Here is a 20,983-nt window from a genome sequence, read left to right on the forward strand (position 1 = left end):
ATCCGGCGCCCTTTGGCGCCGGGTGCGATGCCTGCGATGGACGGCCGGCTGCCAAAGTCGTAATATGGCGATCTTCTGGAACTGGGAGAATTCCGGCGGGAGGGCGCCATGCCTATATACATGGACCGGCATGAACTGACCGGCACGTCGGCAGCCGACGTCGCCGAGGCGCATCTGAAGGATCTTGCCATTCAGGACCAGTACGGCGTCAAGTTCCTGACATACTGGTTCGACCAGCACCGGGGCACGGCCTTCTGCCTCGTCGATGCACCCGATATGGAAACCGCCCAATGCGTCCACCGCGACGCCCACGGTTTCGTCGCCACTGAGATCGTCGAAGTCTCGCTCTCCGCCGTTGAGGCCTTCCTCGGCCGCATTCATGACCCCGAAACAGGAATCGCCGCACTCGGAAAGACGCCGATCGCCGAGGCCGGCCACCGGGCGATCCTGTTCACCGACATCGTCGGCTCCACGGAAATGACGGCGCGCCTCGGCGACCGGATGGCGGCCGAGATGATCCGCGCCCATGATGCGATCGTGCGACGCTGCCTTGGCCAATGCGACGGCCGCGAGATCAAGCACACAGGCGACGGCATAATGGCAACCTTCGCGGAGACCGCGTCCGCCGTCGACTGCGCCATCACGATCCAGCGCGAGTTCGAACGCCACAATGCCGGCAATCCCGAGCAGATCCATATCCGCATCGGTCTCGATTGCGGCGAGCCGGTCGAGGACAGCAACGATCTGTTCGGCTCCACGGTGCAACTCGCCGCACGGCTGTGCGCGGTTTCGCCGAAGGACCAGATCCTGGTTTCGGAAAACGTCTTCCGCGAATACGGCTCCGCCCCCATCTTCGGGAACGCCACCCGGCAGCAACTCAAGGGCTTCGCAAACCCGGTGCTGGCATTCCAATGCGATTGGACAGCGACGGCAGGCTAGCGGCCGCCGCTCTTCCTGTCCCGCCTAGACCGTGAAGACCTCGCGGCGCATCAACTCCCAGCTCTCCTTGTCCGGCGTGATCAGCAGCCCGCCATCCAGGTGGTGCGGCAGATAGGGAGACCCGTCGAAACGGGCCGCGTAGCCGCCCGCCTCGACACAGGCGAGCGTCCCGCCAAGATGATCCCAGGGCATCAGCTTGTTGTACATGAGGTAATGCACGTGGCCGCCGGAGAACGCCCGGTGCTCGTGCGCAGCGCAGCGGTAGTTGCAGATGAAGCGGACCTTGGAGAGATTGGCCAGCACTTCGCCACGCTTGCCCTGCGGCAGGAAGCCGGTCGAGGCCATGCCGACCATCTGGTCGAGCGCCACAGGCTTGGCGACAGAGAGCCGTTCGGAACTGCCGTCGGGACGCCTTAGCCAGGTGCCGGCGCCCTTCTCCGCGATCACCCAGTCGTCGCCCATCGGGTCATAGATGATGCCGGCGATGCATTCGCCATTGGCGACCACCGAGGCCATGACGCCGAAGGCCGGAATGCCCGACGCGAAGTTGAAGGTGCCGTCGACAGGATCGACGATGATCGACAGCGACGCATCTTTCAGCTTGCCGAGCAATGCCGGATCGGCCGCCACCGTCTCCTCGCCGATGAAGAGCGCATGCGACCAGTGCGTCGCCACCTCGGCCTTGATCATCCGCTCCGCCTCGAGGTCGGCTTCCGTGACAAGGTCGGTCGCCTCGGTCTTGGCGCGGACCTGATCCTGGCCAAGTCGTCGGAAGCGCGGCAGGATCTCCGCCTTGGCCGCCCGCCTCAGAAGATCCGCCAATGCGGTGATATCAACGCTTCCGATCATGCTCTCTTCTCCTTCTGCTTTCAATGTCAGTCGCCGACGATCTCCGCGCGGATCATCTGCCAGCTTTCGCGGTCGGGCGCGGAAATGATGCCGCCCGTCGTCTCGCCCGGCCTGTAGAGTGTTCCGTTGAACTTGGCTGTGTGTCCGCCCGCTTCCTGGTGGAGCAGAACGCCCGCAAGATGATCCCACGGCATCAGCTTGAGGTGGCCGATGAAATGGAACTTGCCCGAGGAGGCCATCCAGTATTCGTAGGCCGAGCAGTTGTAGTTGAAGCTCATCTTCGTTCGGGCCATGTTCACCGCAACCCGCGAGCGCATCGGCTCCGGCATATGGCTGAAGGCCATGGAGCCTACCATTTCACCAAGCGGCAAGGGCGAAGCCACCGTCAGACGCTGCGGCTCTGTGCCCGCGCGATGCAGAAAGGAGCCAGCTCCTTTCATGGCGATCAGCGTATCGCCGAGCACCGGTTCGTGGATGATACCTGCGACCGTCTCACCCTTCACCGTCACCGCCAGCATGGTCGCGAAAACGGGCAATCCTGCCGCGAAATTGAACGTGCCGTCGACGGGGTCGATGACAAACCCGAGTTCGGCTTCAGCCAGCGCCGGCACCACCGAGGGATCGGCGTCATAGGCTTCTTCGCCGACGATAAGCGCTCCGGGAAAGCGCTCACGGAGCTTCGCCGTGATATACGCTTCCGACAGGAGATCAGCCTGCGTCACAAGATCCACCGACGATGTCTTTTCAGCAACGTTGGATGCCGCGGCGTTGCGAAAACGCGGCATGATCTCGCGCTCCGCGACATGCCCGAGGCAGCCGCGGAGAAACTCTATGTCATTGTCTGCAAACTTCATTTCAAACTCGCTTGATCGAACTGCCCCGGCTCATAGCAAGCGGGTCATGACTATTCGGTGACAGCGAGCGCCGAAAAGTCGAAAAGCTTGGGGTCTAGCAGATGCGACGGGTTCACGTGCGAGAGCGCCCTCAGCATCGTGTCCTTGCGGCCAGGCATGCGGCGCTCGATATCGGCGAGCATGTCCTTCATGGCGTTACGCTGCAGCCCGTCTTGCGAGCCGCAGAGATCGCAAGGGATGATCGGAAACTGCATGGCGGCGGCGAATTTCGCCATGTCGTCCTCGGCGCAATAGGCAAGCGGCCGAAGCACCATCAGGTCGCCCTCGTCGTTCAGGAGCTTCGCCGGCATCGAGGCCAGACGACCGCCGTGAAAGAAGTTCATGAAGAAGGTTTCAAGGATGTCCTCGCGGTGGTGGCCAAGCACCAGCGCGTCGCAGCCTTCCTCGCGGGCGATGCGATAGAGGTTGCCGCGGCGAAGGCGCGAACAGAGCGAGCAGTAGGTGCCACCGGCCGGAACCTTTTCCTTCACGATCGAATAGGTGTCGCGATATTCGATCCGGTGCTTGACGCCGATCTTCGTCAGGTATTCCGGCAGGATATGTTTCGGAAAATTCGGCTGCCCCTGGTCAAGATTGCAGGCGATGAGTTCCACCGGCAGCATGCCACGCCATCGCAGGTCGAGCAGCAGCGCCAGCAGGCCGTAGGAATCCTTGCCGCCGGAGACGCCGATCAGCCAGCGCTTCTGCCCCTTGAGCATGCCGAAATCGTCGAACGCCTGGCGAACCTGTCGAAGCAGTCGCTTGCGCAGCTTATTGAAGGACACGGAGCTCGGCGCGTCAGCAAACAGCGCATGCGCGATGCCGCCCTCGGTCTCGGGCGTTTCCAGCGCGTCGTCGATAGTGGCTGCGATATTCATTGTTTCTTCCGATCAGGCGTTCATTCCGTCTAGCAGAAAGATGCCGGGCAACCCAGTATCAATCGCCGAAAACCGACCATCCGGTGCGCGCCGCCAGCATTTCCAGCGCGACCGCGCCGAGCAGCGAATTGCCGACCTTGTTCAGCCCCGGAGACCAGACAGCGATCGAGGCGATGCCGGGCGCCACGGCAAAAATCCCGCCGCCAACGCCGCTCTTGCCGGGAAGACCGACATGGTAGGCGAAATCGCCGGAACCGTCATAGTGGCCACAGGTCAGCATCAAGGCGTTGATGCGCCGCGCCCTTTTCGGCGAGACCACGGAGTGGCCGGTGACCGGATTGGCGCCACGGGCGGCCAGAAACAGGCCGGCCCGGGCCAGCTGCTCGCAGGTCATCGATAGCGCGCACTGGTGAAAATAGACGCCGAGCACGTGCTCGACCGGATGATCGATGTTCTTGTAGGCACGCATGAAATTGGCGAGTGCGAAATTGCGGAAGCGGTCTGCGTCTCCGACTTGGCGACCTTGTCGTCGATCGTTACCGTCTCGTCATCGGCCAGATAGCGCACGAAGCGCAGGAACTCACCGATCGCCTCGCGCGGCTCGTGTCCGGCGAGCACCACGTCGGCCACCGCGATCGCACCGGCATTTATGAAGGGATTGCGCGGAATACCCGCTTCCTGCTCAAGCTGGACGATCGAGTTGAACGCATTGCCCGACGGCTCCCGCCCAACGCGCTTCCACAGCCCCTCGCCGACCTTACCCAGCGCCAGCGTCAGCATGAAGACCTTGGAGATACTCTGGATCGAAAACGGCACCGCGGCATTGCCGACACTATGGACTTTGCCATCGACGGTCACCACCGACAACCCGAACTGTGCGGGGTCGATCTTGGCGAGCTCAGGAATATAATCCGCGACCCTGCCCTCGCCGATGCGCGGCTGAAGTTCGGTGTAGATACTGTCGAGGATCGCCTGCAAATCCGTCATCGTCTATCTCCAGATAACAAAAAAGCCGCCCAGAGAGCGGCTTTTCCGTAAGCGAAAACGTCGCGATTAACGCGAGTAGAATTCGACCACCAGATGCGGTTCCATGACGACGGCGTACGGAACGTCGCCGAGAGCCGGTACACGAGCGAAGGTAGCGACCATCTTGTTGTGGTCGACTTCGATGTAGTCAGGAACGTCACGCTCAGCCAGGGCAACCGATTCGAGAACCGAAACGAGCTGCTTCGACTTCTGACGAACTTCGATGACATCGCCGGCCTTGCAACGGTAGGAACCGATGTTGACGCGAACGCCGTTCACGGTCACGTGGCCGTGGTTGACGAACTGACGGGCAGCGAAGACGGTCGGAACGAACTTGGCGCGATAAACGATCGCATCCAGGCGGGATTCCAACAGACCGATGAGGTTTTCAGAAGTGTCGCCCTTGCGGCGGGAAGCTTCAGCGAAGATCGCGCGGAACTGCTTCTCGCGCAGGTCACCGTAGTAACCCTTGAGCTTCTGCTTGGCGCGCAGCTGCACACCGAAGTCCGAAAGCTTGCCCTTGCGGCGCTGGCCGTGCTGGCCCGGGCCGTATTCGCGGCGGTTCACCGGGGACTTAGGACGGCCCCAGATGTTTTCGCCCATACGGCGGTCAATTTTGTACTTAGACGATTCGCGCTTGCTCATCGTATTTCCTTTCAGAATGTTACGGCGGTTTGTTTCCAAACCGCGCGAAGGAAACACGCCCTCCTTTGGCCTCTTTGAGGGAGGCCCGACAGGATTTTCCGGTTACGCGAACTGGAAACTCCACGGGACATGTCAAATGAAACACGGGACATTGCTGCCCCGTGCTGGCGCGGTCTTTAGGGTGAAGTCACTGGAATGTCAATCACAATCCATGGCCGACACCGGCAAAACCGTCTGATCTCATGAAAGCCGGAGCGGCTTACTTCATCGCGGCCTTCTGGATTTTCAGGCCGAGCGCATCGCTGATCGTGTAGAACAGGTCGGTCTGGTCGGTCAAACCGCTGACGTTGGCGGCACGAGGACCGTAGGCCGCGATACGCAGCTGCGAACCGGTATGGCCCTGGTCGTCGACCTCATCAGAGTTGCCGTAGCTGACTGCCATCACGGCGCCGTCCTTGGTCATCAACGACTCCGTCAGGCCGGGAGCCTTGGTGCTTGCGTCGATGATCTGGCTGGCATGCGCGTGGTCGGCTGTGACGATCACGAGCGTATCGCCTTTCTCCTGCGCGAATTTGAGCGCTTCCTGCACGGCCTCGTCGAGATCAACTGTTTCGCCGATCTGACCGCAGGGGTTGGCGGCGTGGTCCTGCTTGTCGATCGAGGCGCCCTCGACCTGCAGGAAGAAGCCCTTCTCGTTAGTACGAAGCAACTCGATCGCCTTCGACGTCATCTGCGCCAGAGTCGGGGTAGCTGCCGTGCGTTTCTCGTTCGGCTTGCATACGACGGGCTCCTTCTCGACATTGCCATAGTGGCTCGCCTGCGGGCCCTGCCAGCGGATCGGCATGTTGCCCTCCGCGAAGAGGCCGAGAACCGGGGCGCTGTCGTTGGCCTGCTTGACGGCGGCAAGTTCATCGGCGTTGGTCACGATCTTGTAGCCGCGCTCTTCCGCCTGCTGCCGCAGCGTCTTGCCCTTCCATTCGCCTGCCTTGGCGGTTTCGCCGAAGCTCTTGGCGCCGCCGCCGAGTGTCACGTCGGCGCGGGCGTTGATCAGCTGCTCGGTGATCGAGCCCTTGCCGCCGTTGTCGAGCGCGTTGCTGGCGCACTTCTCGGTGGTTGCCTCGGGACCGTAGCACTTGCGCTGCGTGACATGCGCGATCTGAACGGCCGGCGTTGCGTCCTGCAGTTCGGCGGTCGAGACATTGCCGGTGGCAAGGCCGGCGGCCTTGGCCTTCTCCAGCAGCGTTTCGTGCGCCTCTTCGCGGATATCGACGCCGATCGCACCGTTATAGCTCTTCACGCCGGTCGCCCAGGCGGTGCCCGATGCTGCCGAGTCCGTCACGTAGGTCGGCTTGCCGGTCTTCTTGTCGAGCGAATAATGCGTGTACTGGCCGGTGACAGGCAGCGCGTCGATGCCCTTGAAATATTGCCCGGCGCCGACGGCGTAATTGCGCGCGACGGTGATTTCGGAATCACCCATGCCGTCGCCGATCAGGAGGATGACGTTCTTCGGGCGGCCGTCGACGATCTGGGCGCGATAGGCTTCGGTGATGTCGCCGGAGATGCGGCGCGCGCCGCCGGGCTGGCTCAGGTCCTCGCTGGCACCGCGCTCCAGAAGCTTGTTCGCGGCGGCATCGGCGGCATGAACCGGCTGAATGGCAACGGTTGCAAGCAGCGCTGCGGCAAACGCTTTGATCGCATGGCAACGGATGGTGTTCGACATGGCTGACATCTCCTTGTGACAGAAAGCTTGCCCCTAAGGGGCATGCGCGCCTTATCCACCCCTGAGATGAAGCGCATGTGACAAGAGCAACCCTATCGTGCAACGAAATATCTTCGCACGACGGAAAAACCGCGAAGCGGTTTTCATCTCAAGGTGCGGATATAGAAGATGACCGCTTTATTCAGCGGCTGACTGCATGTCATCGGCATCCGGCGCATTGGCATCGCCCGGCGCGGTCTGGCAGTTCATGTCAGGAAACGCGACGATCCGCTTGCCTGAGAAATCGGTATGCACGACGACCGTGCCCTGCTCCTCGAAGTAACCGAGCAGACGCCGCGCGCGGCGCGCCGAATGCGTGCCGTAGGCGCGGGCGATGCGGGCATCCGACGGGCACGGCTCGCCGCAGACGGCGGCCTTGGCGAGCATCAGGAAGACGCCCTGCAGATCATCCGTCACACTTGAAGACAGCGACAATGCCGTGGCCCAGGCTTCCGTCCCTGCGGTCTCGGGATCAACGCCAGAACGCGAAACGGCGACGCGACGGCGAAACTCCGGCAGCGACATCGGCGATCCGGGCACGCGGCGCATGCGAAGGCGCACGAGGAACTCCTGGTAAAGCACGGAATCCGTGCGGAAACCCGAGCCCGGATCGTCGAGAATCTCGCCGAGCACCGCCGACACGCGCTCCTCGCGCTCCTCCGCCGATAGTTCCGGCTGGCTGGCGCGGCCTTCGGACGGCTGCGGCGCGGTGGCGGCCGGTGCCGAGCGTGAAAGCTCGGCCAGGATATCCGTGGTCGGACGCGGTGCGGGAGCGGCACGGCGCACGATCGGCCGCTGGAATTCTTCGGGATCCGGCGTGAATATCAGGTCTTCGACGTCCTGGTGAGCGTCCGGCAGCGGCATCAGCTTGGGGCTGGACGAACGCGCCGAGGTCTCGACATTGCCGATCTGGATCGGCAGCGGCCGCCGCGACAGGGCCGGGCCGAGCGCCACGAAGTTTCCCCGCTTCAGGTCGCGGAACATTTCCGCCTGGCGACGGTCCATGCCGAGCAGGTCGGCGGCGCGCGCCATGTCGATATCGAGGAAGGTGCGGCCCATCAGGAAGTTGGACGCTTCGGCAGCGACGTTCTTGGCGAGCTTCGCCAGACGCTGCGTGGCGATGACGCCGGCGAGACCACGCTTACGGCCACGGCACATCAGGTTGGTCATCGCGCCGAGCGACATCTTGCGCGCATCGTCGGAGACCTCGCCGGCGACCGACGGCGCAAACATCTGCGCTTCGTCGACGACCACGAGAACAGGATACCAGAATTCGCGATCGGCATCGAACATGCCGTTCAGGAAAGCGGCGGCTGCGCGCATCTGCTGCTCGATCTCAAGCCCTTCAAGCGTGAGAACGCAGGAGACGCGGTGCTGGCGAATACGGTTGGCAATACCTGCCAGTTCCGCCTCGGTGCGCTCGCCATCGACGACCACATGGCCGAACTTGTCGCTCAGCGTAACGAAGTCGCCCTCGGGGTCGATGATGACCTGCTGCACCCACGGCGCGGATTGCTCGAGCAGACGCCGCAACAGGTGCGATTTTCCGGAACCGGAATTGCCCTGAACCAGGAGGCGGGTCGCCAGAAGCTCCTCGATATCGAGCGTGGCCGGATTGCCTCCCGACGCCGATCCCATATCGATACCAACCTGCACGTCCCATTCCCCTTCTGAAAATCAACGCCACTCTCTAGCAGATTCGCGGCGGAATGCTCGGCCCGCCGAACGAAACCCACAAACAATCGCGCAATTTTCGAATCAGGCCGCCTCCTCGGCAGTGATCGCATTCCGCCCCTGCGCAACTCCTGGTATCAGCATGCGCGTGAACAACAGGCTGACTGCCAAGGGAACGAGCAAGATGCCCAGGCCGACGCGCAGCCCGAACGCCTCGGCGACGAAGCCGATCGCCGGCGGCCCGACAAGAAAACCGCTGAGCGCGATGAAGGTCAGGATGGCGACGCTCGAAGCGGCCGGCCGGTCCGTCAGGCTGGCGGATGCCGTCACCGCCAGCGGGAAGCCGACCGAAACGCCGACGCCGATCGCCGCAAAGCCGATCAGCGCCACCGCGGTGTTCGGCGCCAGCAGCACGATCACCATCCCCGTCAGCGACGCGCAGCCGCAGGCCCGTGCGATGACGACCGCACCGAACCGGCTCTTCATGTAATCGCCGCCGAAACGCCCTGTTGCAACGAGACAGGCAAAGACGGAATAGCCGAGACCTGTCAACGCGCCGGTCGCAAACAGCACGTCGCGCAGATAGACCGCCGACCAGTCGGCGATCGCGCCCTCGGTCATGGTGATGCCGAAGGTGAAGGCGCAGATGCCGAGAAGGGCAGCACTCGGCAGCTTGAACGGCGCGCTCTGCGCATGCGATGCCTCTGCCGCCGGGTCGGGACCGAGCGGCAGCCGCACGCTGACGAAGAGCGCGATCGGCAGCACCAGCAGCGCAGTCAAGGCAATCGACCAGTTGGCCGGCAGATGAAACGCCGCCGCTCCAACGCCAAGCAGGCTGCCGACCATGATGCCGAGGCTCCAGAACCCGTGACAGCGGTTCATGATGACAAGGCCCGTCGTCTTCTCGGCACGATCGGCCTCGACGTTCAGGCCGAGTTCAAGCGTCGACAGCGTGACGCCGACGATCATCAGCGCGAAGAACAACGTCGTCATGCTGCCCGCGAAGGCCGGCAGCGACACGATCACCAGAAACGCCACGAAACCATAGATGATCGTCGCGCGTCCGCCGATTTTCGCGACCAGCCGGCCGGCGAAGGGCAAGGTCATCAGCGTGCCGATCGGCAATCCGAGCAGCGCGATGGCGAGATCGGCAGGCCCCATGCCAAGCTTCGCCTGCACATCGGGAATACGCGGCAGCCAGCTGCCGAAAGCGATCGGCTGCAGAAAGAAAATCAGCATCACAAGTCTTTGAAACGACATAAGATATCCCCTGTCCGCGTCAGGGAGCCGAAGCCCGCGAACGACTCTCCATCTGTGAGCTTGCGATATCGGCATCGCGAAGGAAAGCGCTGGCAGCGCGAAAGATCGCCGCCATGGGACGATGTCACCTGACGGTGAGACCAAATCCCTGCATCAGCCGCTTCGTCGAAAAATCCGGATTGCCTGACGTGAACATAGCAAAGTCGAAATTGTCGGGATGCACGGCATCGGCCACCTCGGGGACGAGGCTGCGCGCGCGACGCGCGATGGCTTCCGCCGGATCCAGCCAATCGACCGGCCACGGCGCGAGCCTGCGGAAGATGTTGGCCATGAACGGATAGTGCGTGCAGGCCAGCACGACGATATCGGTCTTCTTGCCGTCCTTCTCGACAAAGCACTGGGCGATCTCGCCCATAACGGCCTCATCCGATAGCGTGTCACCGCGAATATAGGCCTCCGCCATGCGGGCGAGGTTTTCCGAGCCGACGAGGCGGACATGGCACTGCTGCGCGAAGGACTGGATGAGATCGCGGGTATAAGCGCGCTTGACGGTCCCCGGCGTCGCCAGCACCGAGACCAGCCCGGACCGCGTCCGCTCCGCCGCCGGCTTGATCGCCGGCACGGTGCCGACGAAGGTCATGCTTGGGAATGCCGCGCGCAGATCGGCGCCGGCAAGCGTAAAGGCAGTGTTGCAGGCGATGATGCAGACCTCGGGGTCATACTCGCGAAGCAGCCGTGCGAAGAGGCTGATGATGCGTTCCTTCAGCGCCTGCTCCTCCCATCCACCATAGGGAAAGCCGGCATCGTCGGCGATATAGATGAAACCGCGCTCGGGCATCAGCACCCGCGCCTCGCGCAGCACCGTCAGCCCGCCAATGCCTGAATCGAAGACCAGGACGGGTTTCAGCTCATGCGTCGCTGCTGTCATCTTTCGGCTGTTCCTTGACGTCTGCGGGCGCCCGGCTTCCGCGCGGATATTGCCGCGAGAACCGGTCGAGGGAGGAGATCACGCCGCGCATCACGCTGATTTCCTGTTCCGTGAAGGCGCGCCGCGACAGGACTGCCCGGAGATTGTCGACCATTTTCGGCTTTTTCGCGGGCGGGTGGAAATAATTGCGCGATTCCAGCGCTTCTTCCAACTGGTCGTAGAGCCCGTGCAATTGTTCCTTTGTCGATTGCGTCTGCTCGGTCGCCTGGAAGGGAACGCTGCCGAGATCCTCCATGCCCGATTTCATCCACTCGTAGGACATGAGCAGCACGGCCTGAGCGATATTGAGCGACGCGAAGGCGGGGTTGACCGGGAAGGTCACGATCTCGTCTGCCAGCGCCACCTCCTCGTTGGAGAGGCCCCAGCGCTCGCGCCCGAAGAGGATGCCGGTCCCCTCGCCCGCCGTAAACCGCGCACGCAACGTCTGAGCCGCCACCACAGGCGAACGTACCGGCTTGAAGCCATCGCGTTCACGCGCCGTCGTCGCATAGACAAAGTTAAGATCTGCGATCGCATCTTCCAGCGTGTCGAAGACCTTGGTCCCCTCGATCACATGATCGGCCTTGGAAGCAGCGGCCTGCGCCTTCTCGTTCGGCCACCCGTCGCGCGGGTTGACGAGGCGCAGTTCCGAGAGACCGAAATTCGCCATGGCGCGCGCCACCATCCCGATATTCTCGCCCATCTGAGGTTCGACCAGAATGATGACGGGACCTTCCGTCAGAAGAAGACGCTCGCTGTTCGTGCCTGCCATGAACTCAAATCCTTTTGCTAGGCGCGCAAATAGCCAAGACGGCGGAAAACGGCAAGGCTTATGCGCCCGGGTAAAGACGATCGAGCGTCAGGCCAAGCATCTCCAGCCCGCGCCGCCAGCCTGTGCCGGTATGCGGAGGGTGATGGCTTGTCGATGTCGCCCCATCGCGATCGACGAAGAAGCACTCCGATTTTCGGGTCGAAACCGCCGCTAGACGGCCAAGGTTCGCCTCGATCAGTTCCCGCGCGTCGGCGTTTCCTGCAGCTGGATGGTTCTTCGCCATCATCCGCGCCCAATAGGTGGCCGCCAGGAAGATCGCCAGCGTCTGCCTGATCTGTCCCGGCCTGGTGACAACCGACCAGCTGGAGCCGAGCGGCCGCGCTGCCGTGGCGAGGTCGCGGTAGGCGGCGTCGAGCGTCTGCGACTTCAGTATCTGCACATTGCCCGGCTCCCCGTCAGCAGCCGCTTTCAGCAGCGACTCGAGAGCCGAATACCATTTCCCCAGCACCACATCGAGCGCCCCGCGGGTGCGCGCCGGAAACACGACGAAAGCCACCAGCGTTCCAACGCCTGCTCCAAGTGCAGTTTCCTCGATACGCAATAACAGCAGATCGAGCGTCAGCGACCCGATCATGCCGTATACGAGGCAAAGCGCGATGGAGACAAAGAAGGTCAGCGTCGCGTAGGACGTCTGCAGGAAGTAGAAAGCCAAGAAGATCGTGGCCGTGGTGATTACCAGCGCCGGTACGAGGTGATGGCTGAGCACCATTGCCAGCACCAGGCCGATCCCGATCCCGAACAGGGTCCCGATCGACCGCTGCAACGCCTTCATCGCCGTATCGCCGCGCGAATTGGTGTTGGTGAAGACAAGGAACGAAGCCAGCACCGCCCAGAACCAGCGCTCGCGAGACAGCGCCAGCCCGAGCGTCATGGCGATAGCCGCCGCGACCGTGATCTGCAGCGCGGAGCGCATCAACGGGTTGCCGAACGAAAAGTCCGTCCTCTTCGCCGCGCCGGATGTCTCAGCGACACTGGCGATCTCGGAAAACCCGGTCCTGCGACCCTTGCCGATCGTCTCGATCAGCTGCGCCTGCGTCTTGCCCAGCCGGATCACCGCCTGCGCCGCCTCGGTGCCGCCGCTCTCGTCCGCCTTCGCGGCGAGGCGTACGCCGTGACCTTCGATGACGCTGTGCACCAGTTCGAACGGCGGCAGGTTCTGCGAGCAGAGCATGATCGCCCCCTCGGCCGCCAGATGCGCGTCAAACAACCGGATCGCGAGCTCGCCCGCCGGTTCCGTCCCGGCGTCGAAGACGCCGCTCGGCGGCCGCGGAATGAAGCTTTCCGCCATCAGCACGACTTCCTTGAGCCGTTCTTCCAGCTGGTTGAGCTCCTGCCTGTCGCCCTCCGTGACCTGGCCGTCGGCGGCAAGTGCCGCGATCTTGAATAGTATCTGATTGATCCGCCCGCTGACGCTTTCCAGCGACCGCAGCAGGTCCCGCCGCCAGTCGTCAGGCAAGACCACCACGCGGGCGACATGCGCGATCAGCGAGGCAATGACGGGGCCGACGGCGACGAGCGGCAATTGCGCGATCGGCGGCTGAAAATACGCGCCGAGAAAATAGGACATGAAGGCAAACATGCCGATCGCATGTCCTCGCGGCCCAACCACTCGCGCGGCCGCCGCCATGAAGATCACCAGCAGGAAAGCCGCGTCCGAGATCAGGCGATGCCCCTCGAGCGTCGCCGCGATGCCGACCACAGCAAGGCTCGCGACGCAGCCAAGCAGCCGCGTTATAAGCTGCGGCATGCCGCCCTTGTCGCGCACCGCGACGCCCCCCTCGATCGACAGCACGATGCCGAGTCCGTAGGACGCCATCGGAAGCGGAACGATCAACGCATCGATCAGCATCAGCGCCCCGAAGGCAAGCACGACAGTCAGCGTCACCCGCGACGCCATCCGCAGCCGCGAGAGCGCCGGATCGTTGGCCAGCAGCCAATCTCGGAAGTCAAAACCTGATAACAAACAGTCGAGCCCTTGCAGCGAAAAAGCGGTATCCCCTCCCTCGCTCACATATCGCTAGCGGTATCAAAAGCAAATCAAACCTGGACGCCTTACTGGCCCTTGGCGATCTGCACCATCGTCGCCTTCAGCGCGTTTGCGGGCTGGCCCGGATCGCCTTCGGTGATGATGTCGTCGATCACAGGCTTGCCGCCTTCCTCGATCACCTCGAACTTGACCGTCGTCAGGGCGTTCTTGTCCGTGCCGTCGTCCATGCAGGTCGATTTCTTGAAGGTGACGACGACCTCGGTCGCGCCATTGGCCGCCGGCTTCGGATCATAGGTCACATCCTGCAGCGGGCAGGCATCCTCGCCGTTGACGATCACGTCGTAATCGAAGGGCGAAATCCCGTCCTCGTCGGCGGCCGGATTTTGCACCGCCAACTGGTACTTCGACACGAAATCCTTGCTGTAGAGCGTCGCCAGACGGCTCGGGTCGAAGATGTCCTGCCACTCGGCATCGGCGCCCGACCAGTTCTTGGTCGTGGCGTCCATGATCTCTTTCACCGGGGCGGTGACATCGGCTGCGAATACGGGAACGTTGAGGCCGACAAGCGCGGCAAAAACGAGCGAAATCTTCTTCATGACGAATAATCCGAGGCAAGGGTTTCGCGCGGAGACTAGCCATTTTCCGCGGCTTGGCAATGGCGCAAAAACACGCAAATCTGCCCTGCTTGCGGCTTTGCACTCCGGGCTCACAATGCTATAGCCCTCGGGATTTTATATCACCCACCCGGGACGCATGTCCCTCAAAAGCTTAACGAGGCAGATACATGAAAAAGATCAAGGTCGCCAATCCCGTCGCCGATCTCGACGGCGATGAAATGACGCGCATCATCTGGCAGTTTATCAAGGATAAGCTGATCCATCCGTATCTCGACCTCGAAATCGACTACTACGACCTCTCCGTCGAAAACCGCGACGCCACCAACGACCAAGTAACGGTCGATGCCGCCAACGCCATCAAGAAGCACGGCGTCGGCATCAAGTGCGCGACGATCACGCCGGATGAAGACCGCGTCAAGGAATTCAACCTCAAGCAGATGTGGAAGAGCCCGAACGGCACGATCCGCAACATCCTCGGCGGCGTCATCTTCCGCGAGCCGATCATCTGCCAGAACGTTCCGCGCCTCGTTCCCGGCTGGACCAAGCCGATCGTCGTCGGCCGTCATGCCTTCGGCGACCAGTACCGCGCCACCGACTTCAAATTCCCGGGCAAGGGCAAGCTGTCGATCAAGTTCGTCGGTGAAGACGGCCAGGTCATCGAAAAGGACGTCTTCGACGCGCCCGGTTCCGGCGTTGCCATGGCCATGTACAACCTCGATGATTCGATCCGCGAATTCGCCCGCGCCTCGATGATGTACGGCCTGATGCGCAAGTGGCCGGTTTATCTCTCGACGAAGAACACCATCCTCAAGGCCTATGACGGCCGCTTCAAGGACCTCTTCCAGGAAGTTTACGAAGCTGAATTCCAGGATCAGTTCAAGGAGCTCGGCATCACCTATGAGCACCGCCTGATTGACGACATGGTCGCATCCGCTCTGAAATGGTCCGGCGGCTACGTCTGGGCATGCAAGAACTACGACGGCGACGTCCAGTCCGACACGGTCGCACAGGGCTTCGGCTCTCTCGGCCTGATGACCTCGGTCCTGCTGACGCCTGACGGCAAGACCGTCGAAGCCGAAGCCGCTCACGGCACGGTGACGCGTCACTACCGCCAGCACCAGAAGGGCCAGGAAACCTCGACGAACTCGATCGCCTCGATCTTCGCCTGGACCCGTGGCCTCGCCCACCGCGCCAAGCTCGACGACAACGCCGAACTGGCGAAGTTCGCTGCCACCCTCGAAAAGGTATGCGTGGACACCGTCGAGGCCGGCTTCATGACCAAGGACCTGGCGCTGCTCATCGGCCCGGATCAGCCCTGGCTCTCGACCACGGCTTTCCTCGACAAGATCGACGAAAACCTGCAGAAGGCCATGGCGTAAGCCATCTAAAATATGCGAACGATGCGGCGGGGATTTCCCCGCCGTTTTCATTTCGGGGATAAAGAAGGACCAGCCGATGACCACGACGATCCGCCCGCTGCAGCCGGGCGACCGCGCGGCCTGGGAGCCGCTATGGGCCGGCTACCAGCGTTTCTACGAAGTCGTCATTCCGGCCGACACCACCGATCTCACCTGGGCGCGTTTTCACGATATCGAGGAGGAAATGTACGCTTTCGGCGCCTTTGATGACGGCGGCTGCCTCGTGGGCTTCGTGCATGCGATTTTCCACCGCTCCACATGGTTGCCGAAATGGACCTGCTATCTCCAGGACCTCTACGTCAACGACACACAACGCGGCCTTGGAACAGGTGCCGCCCTGATCGACGTCGTGGCCGATCTCGCCCGCGCCAACGGCGCCGGTCGCCTCTACTGGATGACCCATGAGACCAACGCCACCGCGCGTAAGCTCTACGACCGCATCGCCGAGCGCTCGGGATTCATCCAGTACCGCAAACCGCTCTGATCGGTATACTGCCGAAAACTGACACCACGTACGCCTAGACGTTGCCTCCCGGCTGGCATGCGCCAGATATCCGATGGAAAAACGAGGAGGAAACCATGGCAGACGAACTGGTCTTTTACACCAACCCAATGTCGCGCGGCCGCATTGCCCGATGGATGCTCGAGGAAACCGGCATCCCCTATACGACCGAAATCCTCGGATTCGAAAGCAGCATGAAGGCGCCCGCCTATCTCGCCATCAACCCGATGGGCAAGGTGCCGGCCATCCGCCACGGCAAGACGATCGTCACCGAAGGTGCGGCGATCTGCGCCTATCTGGCCGAAACCTTCCCGGAAGCGGGACTGGCGCCGACGCCGGAGGAGCGCGGCAGCTACTATCGCTGGATGTTCTTCGCCGCCGGCCCGCTGGAATCGGCAGCCACCAATCGCGCCCTCGGCTTTCAAACGCCGGCGGACAAGAGCCGGATGGCCGGATATGGCAGCTATGCCGACGTGATGGACACGCTGGAAAAGGCCGTCTCCGCATCGCCTTATATCGCCGGCAACCGCTTCACCGCCGCCGATGTCTATGTCGGCACGCATGTCGCGTGGGGCATGGGCTTCGGCACCTTCGAGAAGCGCCAGGCCTTCTCCGACTACGTCGCCCGCGTCACGGATCGCCCCGCCTATGCGAGAGCCAGCGCCATCGATGACGAAGCCGCCCGCGCCATGCAGAAAAGCGCTTGAGGCTCAGCCAAGCGACCCCGACCCAAATAGCAAAAAGGCGAGCGCCCGGAGCGCTCGCCTTTCACAATTCAAGCGACAAGCCGCCGATCAGGCCGCGAGTGCCGCCGCAACCGCTTCCAGCGCCTCATCGGCCTTGGAGCCATCGGGACCGCCGGCCTGCGCCATGTCCGGACGACCGCCGCCGCCCTTGCCGCCGAGAGCGGCCGATGCGACGCGAACGAGGTCGACAGCGCTGAAACGGCCGACCAAGTCAGCCGTGACCGCGACCACGGCGCTCGCCTTGCCATCCTCGGAGACGCCGATCAGCGTCACCACGCCGGAACCAAGGCTGGCCTTGCCGTCATCGGCGAGACCCTTGAGATCCTTCGGATCGACGCCGGAGATCGCCTTGCCCAGAAACTTGACGCCGCCGATCTCGCGCACTGCCTCTTCCGAGCCGCCCTGCCCGCCGCCCATGGCGAGCTTGCGCTTGGCGTCCGCCAGTTCCTTCTCCAACTTGCGGCGCTCGTCCATCAGCGCTTCGACGCGCGTCAGCACCTCGGCCGGCTGCACCTTGAGCGAGGTGCCGAGCGCCTTCACGCGCTCGTCCTGCTCGGCGAGATAGGCGCGCGCCGCTTCGCCGGTAACCGCTTCGAGGCGGCGAACGCCGGAGCTGACGGCGCTGTCGCCGAGAATGCGCACGAGACCGATATCACCGGTCGCGGACACATGCGTGCCGCCGCAGAGTTCGATCGAATAAGGCTTGCCTGTCTTCGCCCCATGTAGCCCCTGGCCCATGGACACCACGCGAACCTCGTCGCCATATTTCTCGCCGAACAGCGCCATGGCGCCCTCGGCGCGAGCGTCGTCGACGCTCATCAGCCGGGTCGTGACCGGCGAATTCTGCAGGATGATCTCGTTGGCCATGTCCTCGACCACCTTCAGCTCTTCCGCGGTCATCGGCTTCGGATGCGAGACGTCGAAGCGCAGGCGATCCGGCGTGACCAGCGAGCCCTTCTGGGCGACATGGGTGCCGAGCACTTCGCGCAGCGCTTCGTGCAGCAGGTGGGTCGCCGAGTGGTTGGCGCGGATATGCGAACGGCGGGCGTGATCGACGGTCAGCGCCACGGCATCGCCAGCCTTCAGCGTACCATCGACGACCGTGCCCGTGTGGACGAACAGGCCCTCGCCGCGCTTTTGCGTATCGGTGATCTCGATCTTCGCGTTGTCGGAGGAAATGACGCCGGCATCGCCCATCTGGCCGCCGGATTCTCCGTAGAACGGGGTCTGGTTGACGACGATCTGCACCTTGTCGCCCTTGCCTGCTTCGTCGACGGCCGCGCCGTCCTTGACGATTGCCTGGACGACGCCCTCGGCAACCTCGGTGTCATAACCGAGGAATTCCGTTGCGCCGTGCTTGTCGCGCAGCTCGAACCAGATCGTCTCGGTCGCCTTGTCACCGGAGCCGGCCCAATGCGAGCGGGCTTCCGCCTTCTGGCGTTCCATGGCGTCGGTAAAACCCGCGAGATCGACGTTGATTTCGCGGGCGCGCAGCGCATCCTGCGTCAGGTCGAGCGGGAAGCCGTAGGTGTCGTAAAGCTTGAAGGCCGTTTCGCCGTCGAGCATGTCGCCCTTGCCGAGCGTGGTCGTGGCATCGGAAAGCAGCGACAGGCCGCGCTTCAGCGTTGTGCGGAACTTGGTTTCTTCCAGCTTCAGCGTCTCGGTGATCAGCGCCTCGGCGCGCACCAGTTCCGGATAGGCGCGGCCCATCTGCTGGATCAGCGCCGGCAGGAGCTTCCACATCAGCGGCTCGCGGGCGCCGAGCAGTTCGGCATGGCGCATGGCGCGGCGCATGATGCGGCGAAGCACGTAGCCGCGGCCCTCGGCTGACGGCAGAACGCCGTCGGCGATGAGGAATGCGGACGAGCGCAGGTGATCGGCGATGACACGGTGGCTGGCGCGCTGCTCACCCTCGGCCTTGACGCCGGTGGTTTCCTCGGACGCGGCAATCAGCGCGCGGAACAGGTCGATGTCGTAGTTGTCGTGCTGGCCCTGCAGCACGGCTGCGACGCGTTCCAGGCCCATGCCGGTGTCGATCGACGGACGCGGAAGGTCGACGCGCTCTTCCTTCGTCAGCTGCTCGTACTGCATGAAGACGAGGTTCCATATCTCGATGAAACGGTCACCATCCTCTTCCGGCGAGCCGGGAGGGCCGCCCCAGATGTGATCGCCGTGGTCGTAGAAGATCTCCGAACAGGGACCGCAGGGACCGGTATCGCCCATCGCCCAGAAATTATCGCTGGTCGCGATGCGGATGATCCTGTCGTCGGAGAGACCGGCAATCTTCTTCCAGAGGTTAAACGCCTCGTCGTCGGTGTGATAGACGGTGACAAGCAGGCGCTTGGCGTCGAGGCCGAATTCCTTGGTGATCAGCGTCCAGGCATGCTCGATCGCCTGCGCCTTGAAGTAGTCGCCGAAGGAGAAATTGCCGAGCATTTCGAAGAAGGTATGGTGGCGCGCGGTATAGCCGACATTGTCGAGGTCGTTATGCTTGCCGCCGGCGCGCACGCACTTCTGCGCGGTCGATGCCGTCTTGTAGGGACGCTGCTCGAGGCCGGTGAAGACGTTCTTGAACTGCACCATGCCGGCGTTGGTGAACATCAACGTCGGGTCATTGCGCGGCACGAGCGGGCTCGATGGTACGATCTCGTGGCCGTTCTTCTTGAAGTAGTCGAGGAAGGTCGACCGGATTTCGTTCACACCGCTCATGCTATGCCCTTCAATGCTGCCCGAAGGCAGGTCAGATCTTAAAATTCAGTGGCTTTTATCGCTCGCGTTAACCACTGTCCAGCAGACAAACAAAACCGGCCGCATTCTGATCAGGGAATGCAGCCGGTTTGATCGATTTAGCAGGGGATTAAGGCTTATTCGCCGTCCCCGTCATTGGCGTCGGGACCGCCGTTCTGCAGCTGGTCGGCGATCAGTCCCGCATTCTGGCGGATCGAGGTCTCGATCTCGCGCATCAGTTCCGGATTGTCGCGCAGGAATATCTTCGCGTTTTCGCGACCCTGGCCGAGACGCTGGCTGTTGTAGGAGAACCAGGCGCCCGACTTCTCGACGATCCCGGCCTTGACACCGAGGTCGATCAGCTCGCCGGTCTTCGACACACCCTCGCCGTACATGATGTCGAACTCGACCTGCTTGAAGGGAGGCGCCATCTTGTTCTTGACGACCTTGACGCGCGTCTGGTTGCCGATCACCTCTTCGCGCTCCTTGACCTGGCCGATACGGCGGATGTCGAGACGGACCGAGGCGTAGAACTTCAGCGCGTTGCCACCCGTCGTCGTTTCCGGCGAACCGAACATGACGCCGATCTTCATGCGGATCTGGTTGATGAAGATGACCATGGTCTTGGACTTCGAAATCGAAGCCGTCAGCTTGCGCAGCGCCTGGCTCATCAGTCGCGCCTGCAGGCCCGGCAGGCTGTCGCCCATCTCGCCTTCGATTTCGGCGCGCGGCGTCAGCGCCGCGACCGAATCCACGACCAGCACGTCGACGGCGCCGGAGCGAACCAGCGTGTCGGTGATTTCGAGCGCCTGCTCACCGGTATCCGGCTGCGAGATCAGGAGATTGTGCAGATCGACGCCCAGCTTGCGTGCGTAGACAGGATCGAGCGCGTGCTCGGCGTCGACGAAGGCGCAGATGCCGCCCTTCTTCTGCGCTTCCGCGATCGTCTGCAGCGCCAGCGTCGTCTTGCCCGAGCTTTCCGGCCCGTAAATTTCGATGATACGCCCCTTGGGAAGGCCGCCGATCCCGAGCGCGATATCCAGGCTGAGAGAGCCCGTCGAAACGGTCTCGATCTCGACCACGCTCTCATTCGAGCCGAGCTTCATGATAGAGCCCTTGCCGAACGACCGCTCGATCTGTGAGAGTGCCGCTTCAAGTGCCTTGCTTTTGTCCACCGATTTGTCCTCTACAAGCCGCAATGTATTCTGTGACATTCGATCCACCTTTAGGTTATTGAAGCCGCTCAAGCAATGTCGCCTCTGAT

Annotated in this window: 17 protein-coding genes and 1 pseudogene; 4 read left to right on the top strand and 14 right to left on the bottom strand. The window is 62.7% G+C overall.

Features of this window, described 5'->3' with window-relative positions; translation table 11 throughout:
- Window positions 1–108: 108 nt before the first annotated feature.
- Window positions 109–939, top strand: coding sequence for a nickel-binding protein (locus QTL95_RS20315; protein ID WP_289721725.1), 831 nt, complete (start codon window positions 109–111; stop codon window positions 937–939).
- A 24-nt stretch (window positions 940–963) separates the two neighbouring features.
- Here QTL95_RS20315 and QTL95_RS20320 read toward each other — a convergent pair whose 3' ends face one another.
- The 12 genes and pseudogenes from QTL95_RS20320 to QTL95_RS20375 all read right to left on the bottom strand — a co-directional run bounded on the left by QTL95_RS20320 (window position 964) and on the right by QTL95_RS20375 (window position 14,305).
- Window positions 964–1,788, bottom strand: a complete 825-nt coding sequence (locus tag QTL95_RS20320) for an inositol monophosphatase family protein (protein WP_289721726.1) — start codon at window positions 1,786–1,788, stop codon at window positions 964–966.
- Between the two features lie 26 nt (window positions 1,789–1,814).
- Window positions 1,815–2,642, bottom strand: coding sequence for an inositol monophosphatase (locus QTL95_RS20325; protein ID WP_289721727.1), 828 nt, complete (start codon window positions 2,640–2,642; stop codon window positions 1,815–1,817).
- Window positions 2,643–2,692: 50 nt separating this feature from the next.
- Complete coding sequence (gene ttcA, locus QTL95_RS20330; RefSeq protein ID WP_289721728.1) at window positions 2,693–3,559, bottom strand: tRNA 2-thiocytidine(32) synthetase TtcA; 867 nt, start codon at window positions 3,557–3,559, stop codon at window positions 2,693–2,695.
- Window positions 3,560–3,617: 58 nt separating this feature from the next.
- A pseudogene (locus QTL95_RS20335) lies at window positions 3,618–4,546 on the bottom strand (glutaminase).
- Window positions 4,547–4,612: 66 nt separating this feature from the next.
- Window positions 4,613–5,230 (bottom strand): 30S ribosomal protein S4, encoded by a 618-nt coding sequence (rpsD, locus tag QTL95_RS20340; RefSeq protein WP_037178575.1) that lies wholly within the window; start codon window positions 5,228–5,230, stop codon window positions 4,613–4,615.
- A 259-nt stretch (window positions 5,231–5,489) separates the two neighbouring features.
- Complete coding sequence (phoA, locus tag QTL95_RS20345) at window positions 5,490–6,950, bottom strand: alkaline phosphatase (RefSeq protein WP_289721729.1); 1,461 nt, start codon at window positions 6,948–6,950, stop codon at window positions 5,490–5,492.
- A gap of 177 nt (window positions 6,951–7,127) precedes the next feature.
- Window positions 7,128–8,645 carry an ATP-binding protein gene (locus tag QTL95_RS20350; RefSeq protein WP_289721730.1) on the bottom strand — a complete coding sequence of 506 codons (1,518 nt, stop codon included), beginning with the start codon at window positions 8,643–8,645 and terminating at the stop codon, window positions 7,128–7,130.
- 102 nt (window positions 8,646–8,747) lie between these two features.
- Complete coding sequence (locus QTL95_RS20355) at window positions 8,748–9,923, bottom strand: MFS transporter (RefSeq protein WP_289721731.1); 1,176 nt, start codon at window positions 9,921–9,923, stop codon at window positions 8,748–8,750.
- 124 nt (window positions 9,924–10,047) lie between these two features.
- Entirely contained in the window at window positions 10,048–10,851 is an 804-nt protein-coding gene (murI, locus tag QTL95_RS20360) for a glutamate racemase (protein WP_289721732.1), read from the bottom strand.
- Window positions 10,832–11,662 (bottom strand): RNA methyltransferase, encoded by an 831-nt coding sequence (locus QTL95_RS20365; RefSeq protein ID WP_289721733.1) that lies wholly within the window; start codon window positions 11,660–11,662, stop codon window positions 10,832–10,834. The genes murI and QTL95_RS20365 overlap by 20 nt, the downstream gene beginning before the upstream one ends.
- A 58-nt stretch (window positions 11,663–11,720) precedes the next feature.
- Window positions 11,721–13,685: an FUSC family protein gene (locus QTL95_RS20370; RefSeq protein ID WP_289721734.1), complete on the bottom strand. Its 1,965-nt coding sequence runs from the start codon at window positions 13,683–13,685 to the stop codon at window positions 11,721–11,723.
- 89 nt (window positions 13,686–13,774) lie between these two features.
- On the bottom strand, window positions 13,775–14,305 hold the full coding sequence (locus QTL95_RS20375; protein ID WP_289721735.1) for a hypothetical protein: 531 nt from the start codon (window positions 14,303–14,305) through the stop codon (window positions 13,775–13,777).
- Between the two features lie 188 nt (window positions 14,306–14,493).
- On the opposite strand from QTL95_RS20375, the gene QTL95_RS20380 reads away from it, so the two are divergent.
- The 3 genes from QTL95_RS20380 (at window position 14,494) to QTL95_RS20390 (ending at window position 16,953) form a co-directional block, all read left to right on the top strand.
- A complete protein-coding gene (locus QTL95_RS20380) occupies window positions 14,494–15,705 on the top strand; it encodes an NADP-dependent isocitrate dehydrogenase (RefSeq protein ID WP_289721736.1) in 1,212 nt (403 codons plus the stop codon).
- Window positions 15,706–15,781: 76 nt separating this feature from the next.
- Window positions 15,782–16,228 carry a GNAT family N-acetyltransferase gene (locus QTL95_RS20385; protein ID WP_289721737.1) on the top strand — a complete coding sequence of 149 codons (447 nt, stop codon included), beginning with the start codon at window positions 15,782–15,784 and terminating at the stop codon, window positions 16,226–16,228.
- A 95-nt stretch (window positions 16,229–16,323) separates the two neighbouring features.
- Entirely contained in the window at window positions 16,324–16,953 is a 630-nt protein-coding gene (locus QTL95_RS20390) for a glutathione S-transferase family protein (protein ID WP_289721738.1), read from the top strand.
- Window positions 16,954–17,040: 87 nt separating this feature from the next.
- Here QTL95_RS20390 and alaS read toward each other — a convergent pair whose 3' ends face one another.
- Together alaS and recA are read right to left on the bottom strand one after the other, a co-directional pair.
- On the bottom strand, window positions 17,041–19,701 hold the full coding sequence (gene alaS, locus QTL95_RS20395) for an alanine--tRNA ligase (protein WP_289721739.1): 2,661 nt from the start codon (window positions 19,699–19,701) through the stop codon (window positions 17,041–17,043).
- A gap of 155 nt (window positions 19,702–19,856) precedes the next feature.
- Window positions 19,857–20,933: a recombinase RecA gene (recA, locus tag QTL95_RS20400; protein ID WP_289721740.1), complete on the bottom strand. Its 1,077-nt coding sequence runs from the start codon at window positions 20,931–20,933 to the stop codon at window positions 19,857–19,859.
- Window positions 20,934–20,983 lie beyond the last annotated feature (50 nt).

This window comes from Rhizobium sp. S152, from assembly GCF_030380735.1.
GTDB lineage: Bacteria > Pseudomonadota > Alphaproteobacteria > Rhizobiales > Rhizobiaceae > Rhizobium.

Coding starts and splice junctions, on each gene's coding strand:
- QTL95_RS20315 (WP_289721725.1), top strand. CDS start 109: ATGCCTATATACATGGACCGGCATGAACTGACCGGCACGTCGGCAGCC.
- QTL95_RS20320 (WP_289721726.1), bottom strand. CDS start 1,788: ATGATCGGAAGCGTTGATATCACCGCATTGGCGGATCTTCTGAGGCGG.
- QTL95_RS20325 (WP_289721727.1), bottom strand. CDS start 2,642: ATGAAGTTTGCAGACAATGACATAGAGTTTCTCCGCGGCTGCCTCGGG.
- ttcA (WP_289721728.1), bottom strand. CDS start 3,559: ATGAATATCGCAGCCACTATCGACGACGCGCTGGAAACGCCCGAGACC.
- rpsD (WP_037178575.1), bottom strand. CDS start 5,230: ATGAGCAAGCGCGAATCGTCTAAGTACAAAATTGACCGCCGTATGGGC.
- phoA (WP_289721729.1), bottom strand. CDS start 6,950: ATGTCGAACACCATCCGTTGCCATGCGATCAAAGCGTTTGCCGCAGCG.
- QTL95_RS20355 (WP_289721731.1), bottom strand. CDS start 9,923: ATGTCGTTTCAAAGACTTGTGATGCTGATTTTCTTTCTGCAGCCGATC.
- murI (WP_289721732.1), bottom strand. CDS start 10,851: ATGACAGCAGCGACGCATGAGCTGAAACCCGTCCTGGTCTTCGATTCA.
- QTL95_RS20365 (WP_289721733.1), bottom strand. CDS start 11,662: ATGGCAGGCACGAACAGCGAGCGTCTTCTTCTGACGGAAGGTCCCGTC.
- QTL95_RS20375 (WP_289721735.1), bottom strand. CDS start 14,305: ATGAAGAAGATTTCGCTCGTTTTTGCCGCGCTTGTCGGCCTCAACGTT.
- QTL95_RS20380 (WP_289721736.1), top strand. CDS start 14,494: ATGAAAAAGATCAAGGTCGCCAATCCCGTCGCCGATCTCGACGGCGAT.
- QTL95_RS20385 (WP_289721737.1), top strand. CDS start 15,782: ATGACCACGACGATCCGCCCGCTGCAGCCGGGCGACCGCGCGGCCTGG.
- QTL95_RS20390 (WP_289721738.1), top strand. CDS start 16,324: ATGGCAGACGAACTGGTCTTTTACACCAACCCAATGTCGCGCGGCCGC.
- alaS (WP_289721739.1), bottom strand. CDS start 19,701: ATGAGCGGTGTGAACGAAATCCGGTCGACCTTCCTCGACTACTTCAAG.
- recA (WP_289721740.1), bottom strand. CDS start 20,933: ATGTCACAGAATACATTGCGGCTTGTAGAGGACAAATCGGTGGACAAA.